This window comes from Mesorhizobium subarcticum (assembly GCF_055456085.1).
Genome location: NZ_CM144237.1, coordinates 2,605,380 through 2,623,454, shown reverse-complemented (window position 1 = coordinate 2,623,454; position 18,075 = coordinate 2,605,380). Strand labels below are relative to the sequence as shown.

The window sequence follows — 18,075 nt, the reverse complement described above, 5'->3', positions numbered from 1 at the left end:
TTTTCCATTCGAAGCAGAAGCCTCAGCGCGGCAGGACGCTCGTCCCCATCAGCACCTCATCGATGGCGCGCGCCGCCTGGCGTCCCTCGCGGATCGCCCAGACGACCAGTGACTGGCCACGGCGCACGTCGCCGGCGGCATAGAGCTTGTCGACGCTGGTCTTGTAGTCACGGTCATTGGCCGTGACGTTCCTGGAGCGGCGGCTATCTGTGGTGATTTTCATCTCACCCTCCAATTCCGCTGCCACGCCGGCCTTCGCCGGACCGGCAAAGCCGATGGCTATGAAGGCGAGATCGGCGCGGATGACGAATTCGGAACCGGCGATCGGCTGACGCTTCTCGTCGACCTCGCAGCATTTGACGCCGGTCAACTGGCCCTCTTCGCCGATGAATTCGAGCGTCGCCACCTGGAATTCACGCTCGGCGCCCTCAGCCTGCGAGGACGAGGTGCGCATCTTGGTCGCCCAGTAAGGCCAGACGGCAAGCTTGTCTTCCTTCTCCGGCGGCTGCGGGCGGATGTCGAGCTGGGTGACGCGCACCGCGCCCTGGCGGAAAGCAGTGCCGACGCAGTCGGAAGCGGTATCGCCGCCACCGACGACGACGACATGTTGTCCGCCAGCGATGATCGGATGTGACGGCCAGGCCACCGACTGGATCGGCTCGCCACCGACACGGCGGTTCTGCTGCACCAGATAGGGCATGGCATCATGCACGCCGCCGAGGTCGTCGCCCGGAATGCCTGCCGCGCGCGGCGCTTCCGAACCGCCGCAATAGAGCACGGCATCATATTCGGCGAGCAGCTCGGTCACGGGCTTGTCGACGCCGACATTGACGCCGCAATAAAACGTCACGCCCTCGCCCTGCATCTGTTCGATGCGCCGGTCGATATAGTGCTTCTCGATCTTGAAGTCCGGGATGCCGTAGCGCATCAGCCCGCCCGGCCGACTTTCGCGCTCATAGACATGAACATCGTGACCCGCGCGGCCGAGCTGCTGGGCGGCTGCCATGCCGGCCGGGCCGGAGCCGATGATGGCGACCCGCTTTCCCGTCTTCTTCTCCGGCGGATAGGGCCTGATATGGCCGGTCTCGTAAGCCTTGTCGGCGATCGCCTGCTCGACCGTCTTGATGGCGACGGGAATGTCCTCGAGGTTCAGCGTGCAGGCTTCCTCGCAGGGTGCGGGGCAGATGCGGCCGGTGAATTCGGGGAAATTGTTGGTCGAATGCAGGTTGCGGATCGCGTTGTCCCAGTCGCCGGCATAGACGAGGTCGTTCCAGTCGGGGATCTGGTTGTGGATCGGGCAGCCCGTCGGTCCGTGACAGAACGGAATGCCGCAATCCATGCAGCGCGCGGCCTGTTTCTCGACCTCCTTGTCCGACATCGGCAGCGTGAATTCACGGAAATGCCGGATGCGGTCGGAAGCTGGCTGGTACTTGTGCACCTGCCGGTCGATTTCGAGAAAGCCTGTTACCTTGCCCATGGTCCAGTTCCTGCTGTCCAGATGGTGCGGGGTTCGCCGCACCCGTTAACCTCTTGACGCAGCCATGGCAAGCTTGCACCCGAGGTCAAACCGTCGATGAAGGTGGGCCGGGAAGCCTGGACCTCCCGGCAATTGCGAAATCTATTCGGCCGCGACGCCCATGCGCATGCGTTCCATCTCGATCAGCGCGCGGCGGTATTCGACCGGCATGATCTTGCGGAATTTCGGCCGGAAAGTCGTCCAATCGTCGAGGATCTCACGGCCGCGCACCGAACCCGTGAAGTGCACGTGGTTCGAGATCAGCTGATAGAGCCGCTCCTCATCATGGCTGGTCATGTCGCCCGAGACGTCGACGCGGCCCTTGTGGTCGAGATCGCCGCCATGGTGCAGCAGCCTTTCCATCAGATCGTCTTCTTCCGGCACCGGCTCCAGCTCGACCATCGCCATGTTGCAGCGCTCGGCGAAGTCGCCCGCCTCGTCCAGCACATACGCAACGCCGCCCGACATACCGGCGGCGAAGTTGCGGCCGGTCTTGCCGATGACGACGACGATGCCGCCGGTCATGTATTCGCAGCCATGGTCGCCGACGCCTTCGACGACGGCAGCCACACCCGAGTTGCGAACCGCGAACCGCTCGCCGGCAACACCAGCGAAATAGGCCTCGCCCTCGGTCGCACCGTAGAGCACGGTGTTGCCGACGATGATCGATTCCGCCGCGACGATCTTGGACTCTTCCGGCGGCCGGATGACGATGCGCCCGCCCGACAGGCCCTTGCCGACATAGTCGTTGGCGGCGCCGACGAGCTCGAACGAGACGCCGCGCGCCAGGAAGGCGCCGAAGGACTGGCCGGCCGTGCCGGCCAGCTTGACCTGGATCGTGTCCTCGCGCAGACCCTTGTGCTTGAAGCGCCTGGCCACCTCGCCCGACAGCATGGCGCCCGTCGAACGGTCGACATTGCGGATGTCCACTTCGATCTTCACTGGCAGCTTGCTCTCGAGCGCAGGCTTGGCCAGTTCGATCAGCTTGCGGTCCAGCACGTCGGCGATCGGGTGCTTCTGCCGCTCGGTCCAGTGCACTGCTTCGTGCGGCGCATCGGGCTTGTGGAACATCTTTGAGAAGTCGAGACCCCGCGCCTTCCAGTGCACGATCAGGTCGCGCTTTTCCAGAAGATCGGTATCGCCGATGATCTGGTCGATATGGGTGTAGCCCATCTCGGCAAGCAGCTCCCTCACCTCTTCCGCGACATAGAAGAAGAAGTTGATGACATGCTCTGGCGTGCCCTTGAAGCGCTTACGCAGCACCGGGTCTTGCGTCGCGACGCCGACCGGGCAGGTGTTGAGATGGCACTTGCGCATCATGATGCAGCCGGCCGCGATCAGCGGCGCGGTCGAGAAGCCGAACTCGTCGGCGCCGAGCAGCGCGCCGATGATGACGTCGCGGCCAGTGCGTAGGCCACCGTCGACCTGCAAAGCCACGCGTGAACGCAGACCGTTCAGCACCAGCGTCTGATGCGTCTCGGCAAGGCCCATTTCCCACGGGCTGCCCGCATGCTTGAGCGACGTCAGCGGTGAAGCACCGGTGCCGCCATCGTAGCCCGAAATGGTGATGTGGTCGGCGCGCGCCTTGGCAACGCCGGCCGCGACCGTGCCGACACCGACTTCCGACACCAGCTTGACCGACACGTCGGCCGCCGGATTGACGTTCTTCAGATCGTAGATCAGCTGCGCCAGATCCTCGATCGAATAGATGTCGTGATGCGGCGGCGGCGAGATCAGGCCGACGCCCGGCGTCGAGTGCCGCACCTTGGCGATGGTGGCGTCGACCTTGTGGCCGGGCAGCTGGCCGCCTTCGCCGGGCTTGGCGCCCTGCGCGACCTTGATCTGCATGACATCGGAATTGACGAGGTATTCGGCCGTCACGCCGAACCGTCCCGACGCGACCTGCTTGATCGCCGAACGTTCGGGATTCTTGCCGCCGCCAGGCAACGGCAAGTAACGGTCCGCTTCTTCGCCGCCCTCGCCGGTGTTCGACTTGCCGCCGATCTGGTTCATGGCGCGCGCCAGCGTCGTGTGCGCTTCACGCGAGATCGAGCCGAACGACATCGCCCCGGTCGAGAAGCGCTTGACGATGTCGGCCGCCGACATGACGTCGTCGAGCGCGACCTTCTCGCGACCGGTCTCCTCGGCCAGCTTGATCTTGAATAGGCCGCGAATGGCCTGAGCGCGCGCCGTCTCGCTGTCGATCTGCGCGGAATAGTCCTTGAACGTCTCCCACGAGCCCTGGCGCACGGCATGCTGCAAGGTGGCGACCGCGTCGGGCGACCACATATGCACCTCGCCGCGCATGCGGAACAGATATTCGCCACCGACTTCCAGGCTGTTGCGCAGCACCGGATCGTTGCCGAAGCCGTCGGTGTGACGGCTGACCGTCTCGCCCGCGACCTCGTCCAGCCCGACGCCTTCGATCAGCGTCGCGGTACCGGTGAAGTATTGCTGCACGAAATCGGTCTTCAGCCCGATGGCGTCGAAGATCTGCGCGCCGCAATAGGACTGGTAGGTCGAGATACCCATCTTGGACATCACCTTGAGGATGCCCTTGCCGATCGACTTGATGTAGCGCGAGACGACCTCGTAGGCGTCGACCTCTTCCGGCAGCTCGCCGCGCTTGTGCATGTCGAGCAGCGTGTCGAAGGCGAGATAGGGGTTGATCGCCTCGGCACCATAACCGGCGAGGCAGCAGAAATGATGCACTTCGCGCGGCTCGCCGGATTCGACGACGAGGCCGACCGAGGTCCGCAGACCCTTTCGGATTAGGTGATGATGGACTGCGGCTGTCGCCAGCAGTGCTGGAATGGCGATGCGGTCCGGGCCGAGCTGGCGGTCGGACAGGATGATGATGTTGTAGCCGCCGGCGACCGCCGCTTCGGCGCGTTCACACAGGCGGTCGATGGCGCCCTGCATGCCAGCAGCGCCCTCGCTCGACCCATAGGTGATGTCGATCGTCTTGGTGTCGAAACGGTCCTCGGTATGGCCAATGGAGCGGATCTTTTCCAGATCGCCATTGGTCAGGATCGGCTGGCGCACCTCGAGCCGCTTGCGGCGCGAATTGCCGACCAGATCGAAGATGTTCGGCCTGGGACCGATGAAGGACACCAGGCTCATCACCAGCTCCTCACGGATCGGGTCGATCGGCGGGTTGGTGACCTGGGCGAAATTCTGCTTGAAATAGGTGTACAGCAGCTTCGACTTGTCCGACATCGCCGAGATCGGTGTGTCGGTCCCCATCGAACCCACGGCTTCCTGGCCGGTGGTCGCCATCGGCGACATCAACAGCTTCGTGTCTTCCTGGGTGTAGCCGAACGCCTGCTGGCGATCGAGCAAGCTCACATCCCTGCGCAGTTCGCGCGGTTCGACCGGCTTCAGATCTTCGAGGATCAACTGCGTGTTGGCGAGCCAGGTCTTGTAGGGATGCTTGGTGGCGATCTCCGACTTGATCTCCTCATCGGGAACGATGCGGCCCTTGGCAAGATCGATCAAAAGCATGCGGCCAGGCTGCAGCCGCCACTTCTTGACGATCTTCTCCTCCGGCACCGGCAGCACGCCGGCTTCCGAGGCCATGATGACGCGGTCGTCATCGGTGACGATGTAGCGCGCCGGGCGCAGGCCATTGCGGTCCAGCGTGGCGCCGATCTGGCGGCCATCGGTGAAGGCGACTGCCGCCGGCCCGTCCCACGGCTCCATCAGCGCTGCATGGTATTCGTAGAAGGCCTTGCGGTCGGCACCCATGAGCTTGTTGCCGGCCCAGGCTTCCGGGATCAGCATCATCATGGCGTGGCTGAGGCTGTAGCCGCCCTGGAACAGGAACTCGAGCGCATTGTCGAAACACGCCGTGTCGGATTGGCCGTCATAGGAGATCGGCCAGAGCTTCGAGATGTTGTTGCCGAACAGTTCGGAATCGACGGACGCCTGGCGCGCCGCCATCCAGTTGTTGTTGCCGCGCACCGTGTTGATCTCGCCATTGTGCGCGACCATGCGGTAGGGATGCGCCAGCTTCCACGACGGGAAGGTGTTGGTCGAGAAACGCTGGTGGACGAGGATCAGCGCGGTCTCGAAGCGCGGGTCCTTGAGGTCCTTGTAATAGGCGCCGACCTGGTAGGCCAGGAACATGCCCTTGTAGACGATGGTGCGCGCCGACAGCGACACGCAATAGGCGCCGATATCCTTGTTGTCGTTCTCGGCGTAGATGCGGCCGGAAATGACCTTGCGCAGCAGATAGAGCCGGGCCTCGTATTCCTCGTCGTCGGGAATATCCGCCGTGCGGCCGATGAACACCTGGCGATGGAACGGCTCGGACGCGACGATGTCGGGCGCCTTCGACAGCGACGAATTGTCGACCGGCACGTCACGGAATCCGAGCAGCGGCAGCCCCTCGGACTGCGCCGATTCGGCGATGATTTCTTCGATATGGGCACGCAACGCCGCGTCCTGCGGCATGAACCAGTGTCCGACGCCATACTGGCCCGCCGGCGGCAGTTCGATGCCGTGGGCTGCCATTTCCTCGCGGAAGAACTGGTCGGGAAGTTGCACCAGCACGCCGGCGCCATCGCCAACCAGTGGGTCGGCACCGACGGCGCCACGATGCGTCAGGTTTTCGAGCACGGCAAGGCCGTCCTGGACGATCTGGTGCGACTTCACGCCCTTCATGTTGACGATGAAGCCGACGCCACAGGCGTCATGCTCGTTGCGCGGATCGTAGAGACCCTGAGAGGCAAACCCGGTTCGGCCAATGTCGGCTCGGCCAATGGCGGTTCGGGACGTATTTTTGACGGTTGCCGCTTTCGTCTGCGCGGCCTGGCCGTTCGTCGCAGAGAGCGTCATGTCCGTCATTGTCATGTCCTCCATCCCAGCCCTTCAGGCGCTGATTTGCCTCGGCAAGCGCTTGGCTCGCCCTGATCCTTGTGGCACGTCTTGCGAAATCCTTGCGAACCAGGCGGCCTCCCGCATGGCTCCATCGTACAGGCCAGCTACCGGCCGTCCACCTGTCGCTCGCGGCAACAGCCGGAGAGGCCAATATGTTACGCCAATCCAGCCTGTTTTGTGCGACAAAATAAGACAGCACTACTGTCCTAAATTTTTATGGCAGAATTCCCCGACACACACAAGACCGATTCACAAAAAACTTGGGCTTTCCGCGACATAAAATTACGTGAAGTTGATAGAAAACGTAAGCTTAAGTCGCCAACCCCTTGGCGCTAAGTTGATTGGCTTTAACGGTTTTCCGGCATCTGGCCCCTTGCGATTGGCCCGCGAAACCGGTCAAGTTCGCCCCGGTTTCCCCAAACCCCGATTTCCCCAGATATAGGCAGATGCATGTTCTTCGCTTCCGACAATTGGGCAGGCGCCCATCCCAACATCGTTGCCGGCCTGTCGGCCGCGGCCGGCGGCTTTGCCACCGCTTATGGTGACAGCGCACTCGACCAGGCGGTCTATGAGCGCTTCAGCGAGATTTTCGAACGCGAGGTCGCGGTGTTCTTCGTGGCGACCGGCACCGCCGCCAATTCGCTGTCGCTGACCACCTTCAACAAGCCCGGCGGCATTTCCTTCTGTCATCGCGAATCGCATGTCATCGAGGATGAATGCGGCGCCCCGGAATATTTCTCGGGCGGTTCGCGGCTTCACGCTGTGGATGGCGCGCTGGGCAAGATCGACCCGCACAATCTGGAACGGACAATCGGCCGTTTCGCACCAGAAATCGTCCATTGGGGCCGGCCGATGGCCGTCTCCATCACCCAGTCGACCGAGGTTGGCACCGTCTACGGTCTGGAAGAGATCGAGACGATCTCGGCCATCGCCAAAGAACATTCCGTGCCGCTGCACATGGATGGCGCCCGCTTTGCCAATGCGCTGGTCGCGCTCGACACGACGCCGGCCGAAATGACCTGGAAGCGCGGTGTCGACATCCTCTCCTTCGGCGGCACCAAGAATGGCTGCTGGTGCGCCGAGGCGATCGTTTTGTTCGACATCGACCGCGCCAAGGAATTGGCCTTCCTGCGCAAGCGTGCCGCGCAGCTGTTTTCGAAGTCGCGCTTCGTCGCGGCGCAGTTCGAAGCCTATTTCAAGGACGGCCAATGGCTCGACACCGCGCGCCACGCCAACACCATGGCCGCGCGGCTGGCGGCGGCGATCGAAGATTCGGCCAACGCGAAGCTTGCCTGGCTGCCGCAGGCCAACGAGGTGTTCGCGGTGATCAAGAAGAGCGAAGCCGACAGGCTGCAGGCGGCAGGCGCCGCCTTCTACGACTGGCACAAGCCGCATGGCTTCGACGGCCATGTCGGCGAGGACGAGTTGCTCTATCGCTTCGTCACCAGCTTTGCCACGACATCAGAGGATGTCGACCGCTTTGGCCAGCTGATCGCCGGATAATCGATCTCCCGGACAAAAAGAAGCGGCGCCTCGCGGCGCCGCTTCCGTCTCGGGAGGAGACTTTAGATATTACGCGGCGGCAGCGGTCTTGGCCTCGATCTGCTTGGCCTTGGCCGGAGCCGAGGTGATCGCGATCTTGCGCGGCTTCAGCTCCTCGGGAATGTTGCGCTTGAGGTCGACGAAGAGCAGGCCGTTCTTCAGCGCGGCGCCGACGACTTCAACGTGATCGGCAAGCTGGAAGCGGCGCTCGAAGGCCCTGGAGGCAATGCCGCGATAGAGTAGCTCGGAACCTTCGCCGTTGCCCTCGTCCTTGCGCTCACCCTTCACGGTCAGAACGTTGCGGTGGGCTTCGATCGAGATTTCCTCGTCGGAGAAGCCGGCAACCGCCATCGAAATCCGGTAGGAATCCTCACCGGTGCGCTCGATGTTGTAGGGCGGATAGGTCTGCGCGCCATCGGGCTGCGCAAGCGAATCCAGCATGGTGAAGAGACGGTCGAAGCCGACGGTCGAGCGGTAAAGCGGGGAAAAATCAACGTGACGCATGAGGTGTTCTCCTGTTGAGCAACATGGTTTGCGTATGGCCGGTGCGAAACCCGTAAGCGGCGTTTCGGGAGGACCAGCGGCCCCGACATTGGCGACCGCAACCCACATCTGGGGAGCGCTCGAAAGCATTTCAAGATTTTTTGCTGGATGGCAAAAGCGGAGCGACCTGCCCTTGATGAACGGGAGATGAACCGGCGCTTCGGCGCCCGTTCAGGCAGCCGCCGCTAAAGTGTCCTCAAGATCAAGGACAGGCGGCACCAGAGTTTACAGAGGTGCCGCAACGAGGCCGACCGGGTGTTAACGTCCCTTCCTCCCGGATCGACAGAGGCCGGAAGCACGCTCTCGAGCGGCTTCCGGCCTTCGCCGTTGCAGTGCGGCAAAACCCGGATTTGCTTTGCTTTTGATGTGTTGACGTCTATCACCTTGGAAGGGCCAGCCGCGACAGGCTGGCACGTGAAGACGCCAAGCACAAAGCGCCGAATGACGGACCTTTTCCAAGACACGCCGCTTTTCCACGAAACCGAGGGCAATCCGCGACCGGAAAACGCCACCGGTGGCTTCTTCGTCACGCGTGATCGCAAGAAGATCCGCTATGGCCTGTTCGCGGCGGTGGCGCGCCCAATGCGGGGCACCGTGGTGCTGCTGCCCGGCCGCAACGAGTGCATTGAGAAATATTTTGAAACCATCCGCGACCTTGCCGCGCGGGGCTTTGGCGTCGCTACCCTCGATTGGCGCGGCCAGGGCGATTCCGACCGGCTCATCCGCGATCGCCAGCGCGGCTACGTCAAAAGCTTCCGCGACTACACCGCCGACCTCGAACAGTTCTTCGAGGAGATCGTGCTGCCCGATTGCCGCGGGCCGTATTACATCCTCGCCCATTCCGCCGGCGCGGTGATCACGCTGCTCGCCGCGCCATCCATGGTCAACCGCGTGCGGCGCATGGTGTTGATCGCGCCGTTCCTGACGCTGCCCGACCTGCCCGTCTCGATCACGACCGTCCGCCGCATCTGTTCGGTTTTCTGTGCTTTGGGCCTTGGCCGGCTCTATGCTGCCTGGGGTCCGCGTCCCAGACACACCCTGCCGTTCGAGGCCAACAAGGTGACGTCTGACCCGCAGCGCTACCGCCGCAACACGCGCATCTACGAAGAATATCCGCAAATGGCGCTTGGCGGTCCGACGATCCGCTGGCTGCAGGCAGCGGCGAAGGCTTCGGAGGCCGTCAGCGACCCTGACTTCATGGCCCGGATTCACGTGCCCTTGCTAATCATCGCGGCCGGCGCCGACCAGGTCGTCTCAACCAAGGCGGTGGAGGCATACGCCAGAAGCCTGCGGCTCGGTTCTATGCTGATGATCGACGGCGCAAAACACGAAATCCTGCAAGAAGTCGACCTCTACCGCGAACAATTCCTCGCTGCCTTCGACGCCTTCATTCCCGGCTCCGACGACCCGACGGCCTGATCGGCGCCATAGCTGACACACCGTTGTCAGTATGGCCGGGCGGCCGCACCCCCACGGCACACAAACTGCTAAAGATTCTGACAGCCCATACCCGTTCCAGAATGCTCATCTGCATGCGTCGAACTGAACGCCACGGAGATGAGATCATGACCGAGAAAACCTGCGCCGCCTGCGATTGCCAGCTCGATGCCAACCCGATCCGCGTCAAGGTCGGCGGCAAGACCGTCGAGGTCTGCTGCGAAGAATGCGCCTTCGCGCTGAACGAAGCCGGCGCCTTGGCGGCCGGCACCGGGGAGGAGTGAGCGATGCGCCCGAACCATACAGCGGCAGCGCCCTGCCTGGCCGGCAACGGCCGAGCCGAGACGCCAGCAATCGGCGCCTCGACCTTTCGCGGGTCCGTGCGCGCACGCAGCGTCGCGGTTGCCAACTGGATTGGCCGACAGATGGAGAAACGCCGAAGCCGGATGGCCTTGCAGGAAATGACTGACGACCAGCTCAAGGACATCGGTCTGTCACGCGGCCAGGCCTATTCGGAATTCAGGCGGCGCTTGTGGGATTGAGAACCACCTGTCGAGAAGTCTCCTGACAGGATTGGGCAGGCCGCCGGCGTAAAGTGCCCATAGCGTCGGACTCCCGGCGCTATGCTGGAATCCAGACGTCATGTCGCAATTCACGGTTCACCCGCTCCTCGACACCGGCACCGTCAAGGTGCGTGATGTCGTCTGCAGCGGCGAATGCCGGCACAAAAGCGAAGAGGAGTGCACCGCCGCCACGCATCTGGTGTATCCCTATCGCGGCGTCTTCGTGCGCCATGTCGGTCGCAATGACGCCGTCGCCGAAGCCAACCAGCTGCTGTTCTTCAACGAGGCGGAACCCTACCGGATCAGCCACCCGATCGAAGGCGGCGATTCCTGCCTCGACCTCGTCATCGACGAGGCTCAGTTGCGGGAACTGGCGCCGAAGGAACAACTGCGCTCCGGTGGCGTCCTGGCATTTCGTCGCCAGCGCCGCCGCATCGACCCTCGCGCGCAGGCACTGGTGGCACTGCTGCGCCACAGCTTGAGCCGCAAGGTTGCAGAAACGCTGGAGGCCGAGACACTGGCGCTGACGCTGGTGCGACGCTCTCTCGGCGAGCGCACCTCGCATGTCGCAGGCGCCAGCCCGGGACGTCAGAAGCTGGTCGACCGTGCCAAGCTCGTTCTGTCATCGGACCTGTCGCGGCGCTGGACGCTGGCCGAGATCGCCGCCGAGGTCGGCGTCTCGCCGGTCTACCTGACGCAGATGTTCCAGCAGGTCGAGGCGATGCCGCTCTATCGCTATCATCTGCGTCTGCGGCTGGCGCGTGCGCTCGACCTGCTTGGCCGCTACGACAATCTGACGACGCTCGGCATGGATCTCGGCTTCTCCAGCCACAGCCATTTCAGCTCGGCCTTCAGGCAGGTCTATGGTCGAACGCCGGCGGAGTTCCAGCGCTCGATCAGATTGCGCTGAAAGTAGTTAGCCGCGCAGGGCAGCCATGGCGGCCGCGTGCAGCTCCGGTGTCGCGGCGGCCAGGATATCGCCGCCCTTTTCCGCCGGGCCGCCGTCGAAGGTGGTGATGATCCCACCGGCCTTCTCGATGATCGGGATCAGCGCCACGATATCGTAGGGCTTCAGACCGGGGTCGGCGACGATATCGACGCTGCCAGACGCAATCATGGCGAAGGCATAACAATCCGCGCCGTAGCGGGCGAGTTGGACCTGTTTCTCGAACTGGTCGTAGCGTTTGCGCGCTTCGCCCTTGTAGAGCGCCGGCGTGGTGGTGAACAGCGTCGCCTCGTCGAGCTTTGTCGTCTTGCGGGTTGTCAGTTTTCGCGGGCCGCCCGGCCCCTCATAGTGCGAGCCCGAGGCATTGGCGTAGAACAATTCGCCGGTGAAGGGCTGCGCCATCATGCCGGCGACCGCATCGCCATCGACCGTCAGCCCGACCAGTGTCCCCCACACCGGCAGGCCGGAAATGAAGGCGCGTGTCCCGTCGATCGGGTCGATCACCCAGACATGCCGGCTGGAGATGTTTTCGCTGCCGTGCTCCTCGCCGAGGATGCCATGCTCGGGATACTCAGCCGATATCAGCGCCCGGATGGCGCGTTCCGTCTCCCGGTCAGCTTCCGTGACCGGATCGAAGCTGCCCTTTTCCTTGTTGGCGACAGCGCCCTGGGCACGGAAGCGCGGCAAGGTTTCCGCCGCTGCCGCTTGCGCGATACGGCGCATGAAATCGATGCTGATGTCCAACTGAGTCTCCCGCCTTACGACATGCCCAACTGGCTCTGTCGCGACTTTCCTGCCAAAACAAGGGTGTTTATCGATTTATCTGCCGCGTTCAGCGTTGCCAAAATGTCACAAAGGCACCCTCGAAACGCAATTTCCACATCACTCTGAATTAAAAAAGCTTAGAGGTCGCTTGACATTTGTGCACCGCACAATACCCTCGACCTCGGACAGGTTTTCCTGTCCATGCCCTCCTTGGGCGTTTCCTCCCTAGACTTCGACCGTATCGTGAAAACGATGCGGTCTTTTTTTACGCCTTGCACTTTGGGCGGCCCATTTCACTCCGCCGCCAGCGGCAGGTCGATGAAATGATGGTCGGGCATCGCCATCAGATCCGCCGAAAATCGCGTCAGATCGTCGGCCAGCGCGTCGAAGCCGGCGGCCTTCTCGAATGTCCGCTCATTCATGTAGAGCCCGCGATTGACCTCGATCTGCAGCGCATGCAGATGACGCGCCGGGCGGCCATAGTGCTCGGTGATGAAGCCGCCGGCATAGGGCTTGTTGTGGGCGACCGTATAGCCCATCGCCGAGAGCAGGCCGATCGCCGTTTCGGTCAGAGCCGCGCTGGCGGAAATGCCAAAACGGTCACCGATGATGAAGTCCGGCCGCAGGCCGCTGTCGCCGACACGGATGCTGGCCGGCATCGAATGGCAGTCGATCAGCACGGCAAAGCCGAAGCGGGCATGCGTTCTGGTCAAAAGCCGCTTCAGTGTTTCGTGATAGGGCTTGTAGACGGCTTCGATGCGGGCAACCGCCTCGGCGAGCGGCAAGCGGCCGGAATAGATGTCGAGCCCTTCGCCAACCAGCTTCGGCACGGTGCCGAGGCCGCCGGCCACTCGCGCCGAGCGGATGTTGCAGAAGGACGGCACCGGCTCGGCGAACATGCGCGGGTCGAGTTCCCAGGGCTCACGATTGACGTCGAGATAGGCGCGCGGAAAATTCGCCGCCAGCATCGGCGCACCCAGCGCCACCGCGCCGCCGAACAGCTCGTCGACATAGCAATCTTCCGAGCGGCGGATGGCGTTGCGGTCGAGCCTTGCCATGGCAAGGAAGCGTTCGGGATAATAGCGGCCGCTATGCGGTGAGTTGAACAGGAAGGGTACGCGCTGCTCGGCGCCCGATCGGATTTCGAAGGGTGGAACGACCGAAAAATCCTCGGCTGCCGTCTTCAATTTGCACGAACCCGAAAACACCAATGCATCATCGTATGAAAGTGCCACCTTGCTGGCTTGATGTCCAGCATTTCGCCACGCACATTGCCTTGCCAAATGCGGATAATGCTTCGCCGCGTTCACTTGATGTTTACCGTCACCTCCTCATATACAGGATGGTTAACGGGCTGCCCCGGCGGCAGGCTCGGGCGGGTGATTCGGACGGGATATCATGGCACGCATTCTTCTGGCGGAAGACGACGACGATATGCGTCGGTTCCTCGTCAAGGCGCTGGAACGCGCCGGCTACCAGGTCACCGATTTCGACAATGGCGCCAGCGCCTATGAGCGGCTGCGCGAGGAACCGTTCTCGCTGCTGTTGACCGACATCGTCATGCCGGAGATGGACGGCATCGAGCTGGCGCGGCGTGCCACCGAGATCGATCCCGACCTCAAGGTCATGTTCATCACCGGTTTCGCCGCCGTTGCGCTGAACCCGGATTCCAAGGCGCCGAAAGACGCCAAGGTGCTGTCGAAGCCCTTCCACCTGCGCGACCTCGTCAACGAGGTCGAGAAGATGCTGCAGGCGGCCTGAGCCGCCTTCCGCAAAGGCATCATCGCTGCGGCGAGACGACGCCTTCTTTCCTTTTTCTCGCTATTGACGCGCCGGACCAAAAATGGTGTATGCGCGGCTTCGGATGGGCGTGTAGCTCAGCGGGAGAGCACTGCATTGACATTGCAGGGGTCACAGGTTCAATCCCTGTCACGCCCACCATCCAGACCTCTACTTCCCTCAGTATGATTGCCGGCGTACAGACCTGCCTCGCAGCGCACCGGTCGTCCTGATATGCTCGATCAGGACTCAGACCCAAAACCTCAACCGGCCAAGCCGCCATCTTGCCCTGGCCAGCCGGCCGGATTTCGGCTTCTTGCCCAGAAGAATTCGCCGTCTGACCCTCCTGAAGATCGGATTTTCCGGCTCGACCTTCACCAGCCTTGCCGCCATCTCCACCGCCGACTTCCTGTCCTCCAGCACTTCAAGCAGGATGTAGGCCGCGCAAGCCATGGCGTAGGGGTGGCCCGCTCTTGCCGCGGCGAAGAAGACCTCTAGGTCCCTGGCCATGGTAAGACCACCGCCGACCTGGCCGGCTAGGGCGCCCATCATCTGCAGTGGAATTTTAGAGCGCCGTCGGGATTGGTCGATCATCAGCGATTTCAGGATGGCCTCGCCGGCTGGATAATTGCCTTCGTGGAAATAGGACGCCGCCATCTTCAGATCATAGACGTCGTTTTCCGGATCCAATGCCCCGGCCTTTCCCAGCAATTCCCTGGCTTGCGCCGGAGCAATCTCGTCCTCCCGCGACAAAAAAGCCCATTGGTAGCCAAAGGCGGCCTCGAGAGGATGGTAATCGGCTTGATGCGCCTGCAATTCCTCCATGATGAGTTCCGCCGCGCGCTGCTTGTCGAACAACGCACTGATGCCCAGGCATGGGACCTCGCCCATGACGGACGCCACTACCGCGTAGATGCTGCTACCGGCATGAATCTGCTGGCATCTTGCCATCAGCGCCATCTCGAAGAACGCGCTGAGCGCCTCCTCCCCCTTGAAGTCCGCGGCGCCGAAATCGTCTGTCCGCAACGCTCCGGTTTGCGCGCTGACATAGTCGACCGTCGCGCGATCCTGGCCGACAAGAAGCGTCGTCAGCCCCCTCGATGAGAGCTCCGCCACGATAGCCCTGGCCAAGGTCGAAGGGATGACCTTGTCGGCGAAAACCAGCCTTTTGCGATATTGACCATAGACAATGTCGCCACTGCGAAGGTGCAAGGCGGCCATCGGACCGGGAAACCGGCATTTGCCGGCGGCATCCAGCGCCTGCCGCACGGCCGGCGCGAAGCCGAAGGCCCGCAGCGCTTCGGATGGGGCTGGTCGGACACCCTCATCGCGGAAGAAATCGAGAACGCTGAAATCGTCACAGATCCAGCCGCGCAGCTTTCCCGATCTTGCAACCGCTTCAAGATCCGACGGCGCGAAAGCGGAGCCGCCAAGAACACCGAACTCGGCAGTCTTGATCCTGTCGCCCAGCCAGTGCTTCTCGATAAAGTCCGCGGAGAAGATCTTCCCGACCACGTCGACGGTATGGGAGTCCTCGTCGGTGATATCCCTGCTGTTCCAGGTGAAGCCGAACCGGTAGCCGAGCCGGTCGGCAAGGGACTTGGCGTTGGCCATGGCCAACAGGCGGCCGCCCAGCCCGTCGATCCTGTTGGCGACAATCAACATCGATCTGTCGTCACGCGGCTCCGAGCCGGACATCGCCCTTTTCAACGTGGCGGAGCAACCATTCATATGTCTGTTCCAATCCGCTGCGCAGCGAATATCGGGGCCGCCAGCCGGTGGCAAACAGCCGCGACACGTCCAGCAGTTTGCGCGGTGTTCCATCCGGCTTGGTTGTATCGAACGTAATATCCACGTCTCCGCCAACGATCGAGGCAACCGTCCCGGCCAATTCGGCGATGGTGATATCCTGACCCGAGCCGACATTGACATGGCTTTCGCCGCTGTATGTTTTCAGGAGGCAGATCAGCGCATCAGCCGCATCGTCGACATAGAGGAATTCGCGCATCGGCTTGCCCGATCCCCACACCTGCAGGGTCTTGCGACCGGCTTGCTTTGCTTCATGGGCCTTGCGCATCAACGCGGGTATGACGTGGCCGGATTCGAGGTGGAAATTGTCCCCTGGACCGTAGAGATTGGTTGGCATCGCCGAGATATAGTCGACGCCGTATTGGCGCCGGTAGGCCTGGCAGAGTTTCAGCCCGGCAATCTTGGCGATCGCATACCATTCATTGGTTGGTTCGAGCGGACCGGTCAGCAGCGCGTCCTCGGAAATCGGCTGCGGCGCGAGTTTCGGATAGATGCAGGAGGAACCGAGAAATAGAAACTTGCCCACATCGCTGCGGAAAGCGCCCTCGATGAGATTGGTTTGCACGGCGATATTGTCATACAGGAAATCGGCCGGAAACCGGTCATTGGCCAGGATGCCGCCGACCTTGGCCGCAGCCATCACCACGGCATCCGGCCGACGATCGGCCATCCAGCGCCGCACACCAGCCTGATCCAGGAGATCGAGTTCAGCACGCGTCGCGGTCAGGATCTCGCAGTCCTCGGCTGCCAACCTGCGCACGACGGCAGACCCGACCATGCCGCGATGCCCTGCCACGAATACCCGTTTGCCCCTGAGGTCGAAGGTTTCGCTCATAGTTCTGCCCTCCCGAGGAACGGTAGCCGGGCGAATGGCGCTTCACGCTGTGGGCAACACAGCCCTTCAGCAAGAGCAATTGCGCCAGATGGGCTCCCTTCCTGGCCGGTTATCCCGGTGATGAGGGCCGCTTTGTCTGCCATTGCCTACTGGTCCATCAATCTGCGCTCTCGCAATACAGACTGAAACCAATACCGCAAATCCCCCGCACGGGGGAATCTTCATTGCCCGATTTCGTTGGCTCAAACGCCTGCGACGGCGCACAGGCTCTTCATCCGCGATATGGCAAGGTCGGGATCGGCCAGTAATCCTGCCTGGTCAGCAAGGCGAAAGACCTCTGCATAGTGACGGATGCCGCGCGCCGACTGCATGCCGCCGACCATGGTGAAATGGTCCTGGTGGCCGTTCAGCCAGGCCATGAAGACGATGCCGGCCTTGTAATACTCGGTCGGCGCCTCGAATATCTTTCGCGACAACGGCACCGTCGGCGCCATCAGCGCGTCATAGCCGGCCTGATCGCCTGCGGCGAGCTTTGCCAGGGCAGCGTTGGCAACCGGCGCAATGGCGTCGAAAATGCCGAGCAGCGCGTGCGAATGCCTATTGCCGTCTCCGGCGATCAGTTCGGGATAATTGAAGTCGTCACCGGTAAACATGACGACGCCATCCGGCAGCCGGTCTCGGAGCATAATCTCCTTATCGGCATCGAGGAGCGATATCTTTATGCCTTCGACCTTGTTTGCGTGGCGTTCGATGACGGCAACCACCGTATCGAGCGCGGTCTCGAAATTGCTGCTGCCCCAATAGCCCTTCAGGGCCGGGTCGAACATTTCACCCAGCCAGTGCAGGATAACCTTGCCGGAGGCCTGGCCCAGAATGCGGTCATAGACGGCGGCGTAGTCGTCCGGTCCCTTTGCCACTTCAGCCAGAGCGCGGCTGGCCATCATGATGGCCTTGCCGCCCTGTCCTTCGATGAAAGCGAACTGCTCTTCATAGGCGCAAATAACGTCATGCAGTGTTCTGGCCGACATCGGCGCCAGATGGTCGGTTCCGGCACCCGAGGCAAGGTCGGCGCCAGCAACGGTGCGCGCCTCGGCGATTGAGCGGCGGATCAGTTCCTTTGCGCTTGCCCAGTCGAAGCCCATGCCGCGCTGCGAAGTATCCATCGCCTCGGCGATGCGGAAGCCGAGTCGCCACAGATGATGGCGAAACGCCATCGTGCTTTCCCAGTCGACCACGGGCCGCGACCACGGATCGGTCATTGCAAGGGGATCGGCAACGACATGCGCGGCGGCATAGGCGATGCGCGAAAACCGCGCGCCGATGTCAGGCTGCACCGGCTGTCCGACGAGCGCGTAGCGGGTGCTGCGGCCACCCTCACCAGGCAAGGCTATATCCATCGATCTCTCCCTTTATCGCGCCTATAAATGGAACGTTCCAATAAATCAAGAACCTTTAAGAT

General features: G+C 62.4%; 14 protein-coding genes and 1 tRNA gene. 7 read left to right on the top strand and 8 right to left on the bottom strand.

Annotated features, from left to right (window positions below):
* Positions 1-22 precede the first annotated feature (22 nt).
* The gene (locus ACZYHG_RS12800) at positions 23-1,477 is read right to left on the bottom strand and encodes a glutamate synthase subunit beta (RefSeq protein ID WP_464614099.1); all 1,455 of its coding nucleotides are present in this window, start codon (positions 1,475-1,477) and stop codon (positions 23-25) included.
* A gap of 141 nt (positions 1,478-1,618) precedes the next feature.
* Complete coding sequence (gltB, locus tag ACZYHG_RS12795; RefSeq protein ID WP_464614669.1) at positions 1,619-6,364, bottom strand: glutamate synthase large subunit; 4,746 nt, start codon at positions 6,362-6,364, stop codon at positions 1,619-1,621.
* 483 nt (positions 6,365-6,847) lie between these two features.
* On the opposite strand from gltB, the gene ACZYHG_RS12790 reads away from it, so the two are divergent.
* On the top strand, positions 6,848-7,900 hold the full coding sequence (locus ACZYHG_RS12790; protein ID WP_464614098.1) for a threonine aldolase family protein: 1,053 nt from the start codon (positions 6,848-6,850) through the stop codon (positions 7,898-7,900).
* 69 nt (positions 7,901-7,969) lie between these two features.
* Here the strand turns inward: ACZYHG_RS12790 and ACZYHG_RS12785 are convergent, their stop codons facing one another.
* Positions 7,970-8,443 (bottom strand): Hsp20 family protein, encoded by a 474-nt coding sequence (locus ACZYHG_RS12785; RefSeq protein WP_464614097.1) that lies wholly within the window; start codon positions 8,441-8,443, stop codon positions 7,970-7,972.
* Between the two features lie 480 nt (positions 8,444-8,923).
* On the opposite strand from ACZYHG_RS12785, the gene ACZYHG_RS12780 reads away from it, so the two are divergent.
* The 4 genes from ACZYHG_RS12780 (at position 8,924) to ACZYHG_RS12765 (ending at position 11,392) form a co-directional block, all read left to right on the top strand.
* Positions 8,924-9,901, top strand: a complete 978-nt coding sequence (locus ACZYHG_RS12780) for an alpha/beta fold hydrolase (protein WP_464614096.1) — start codon at positions 8,924-8,926, stop codon at positions 9,899-9,901.
* A gap of 146 nt (positions 9,902-10,047) precedes the next feature.
* Positions 10,048-10,203 (top strand): hypothetical protein, encoded by a 156-nt coding sequence (locus ACZYHG_RS12775; protein WP_464614095.1) that lies wholly within the window; start codon positions 10,048-10,050, stop codon positions 10,201-10,203.
* 3 nt (positions 10,204-10,206) lie between these two features.
* Positions 10,207-10,461, top strand: coding sequence for a DUF1127 domain-containing protein (locus ACZYHG_RS12770; RefSeq protein WP_464614094.1), 255 nt, complete (start codon positions 10,207-10,209; stop codon positions 10,459-10,461).
* 100 nt (positions 10,462-10,561) lie between these two features.
* A complete protein-coding gene (locus tag ACZYHG_RS12765; protein WP_464614093.1) occupies positions 10,562-11,392 on the top strand; it encodes a helix-turn-helix domain-containing protein in 831 nt (276 codons plus the stop codon).
* 6 nt (positions 11,393-11,398) lie between these two features.
* Here ACZYHG_RS12765 and hisN read toward each other — a convergent pair whose 3' ends face one another.
* Together hisN and ACZYHG_RS12755 are read right to left on the bottom strand one after the other, a co-directional pair.
* Positions 11,399-12,172, bottom strand: coding sequence for a histidinol-phosphatase (gene hisN / locus ACZYHG_RS12760; protein WP_464614092.1), 774 nt, complete (start codon positions 12,170-12,172; stop codon positions 11,399-11,401).
* 314 nt (positions 12,173-12,486) lie between these two features.
* Complete coding sequence (locus ACZYHG_RS12755; protein ID WP_464614091.1) at positions 12,487-13,428, bottom strand: N-formylglutamate amidohydrolase; 942 nt, start codon at positions 13,426-13,428, stop codon at positions 12,487-12,489.
* 163 nt (positions 13,429-13,591) lie between these two features.
* Here ACZYHG_RS12755 and cpdR point away from each other — a divergent pair, with 163 nt between their 5' ends.
* Both cpdR and ACZYHG_RS12745 read left to right on the top strand, forming a co-directional pair.
* A complete protein-coding gene (gene cpdR / locus ACZYHG_RS12750) occupies positions 13,592-13,954 on the top strand; it encodes a cell cycle two-component system response regulator CpdR (protein WP_027030909.1) in 363 nt (120 codons plus the stop codon).
* Between the two features lie 105 nt (positions 13,955-14,059).
* A tRNA-Val gene (locus ACZYHG_RS12745) sits at positions 14,060-14,134 on the top strand.
* An 87-nt stretch (positions 14,135-14,221) separates the two neighbouring features.
* Here ACZYHG_RS12745 and ACZYHG_RS12740 read toward each other — a convergent pair.
* The 3 genes from ACZYHG_RS12740 to ACZYHG_RS12730 all read right to left on the bottom strand — a co-directional run bounded on the left by ACZYHG_RS12740 (position 14,222) and on the right by ACZYHG_RS12730 (position 18,013).
* Entirely contained in the window at positions 14,222-15,670 is a 1,449-nt protein-coding gene (locus tag ACZYHG_RS12740) for a hypothetical protein (RefSeq protein WP_464614090.1), read from the bottom strand.
* Complete coding sequence (gene fcl, locus ACZYHG_RS12735; RefSeq protein WP_464614089.1) at positions 15,648-16,616, bottom strand: GDP-L-fucose synthase; 969 nt, start codon at positions 16,614-16,616, stop codon at positions 15,648-15,650. Before fcl ends, ACZYHG_RS12740 begins: the two co-directional genes overlap by 23 nt.
* A gap of 242 nt (positions 16,617-16,858) precedes the next feature.
* Positions 16,859-18,013: a dihydrodipicolinate synthase family protein gene (locus tag ACZYHG_RS12730; protein WP_464614088.1), complete on the bottom strand. Its 1,155-nt coding sequence runs from the start codon at positions 18,011-18,013 to the stop codon at positions 16,859-16,861.
* Between the last annotated feature and the right edge of the window lie 62 nt (positions 18,014-18,075).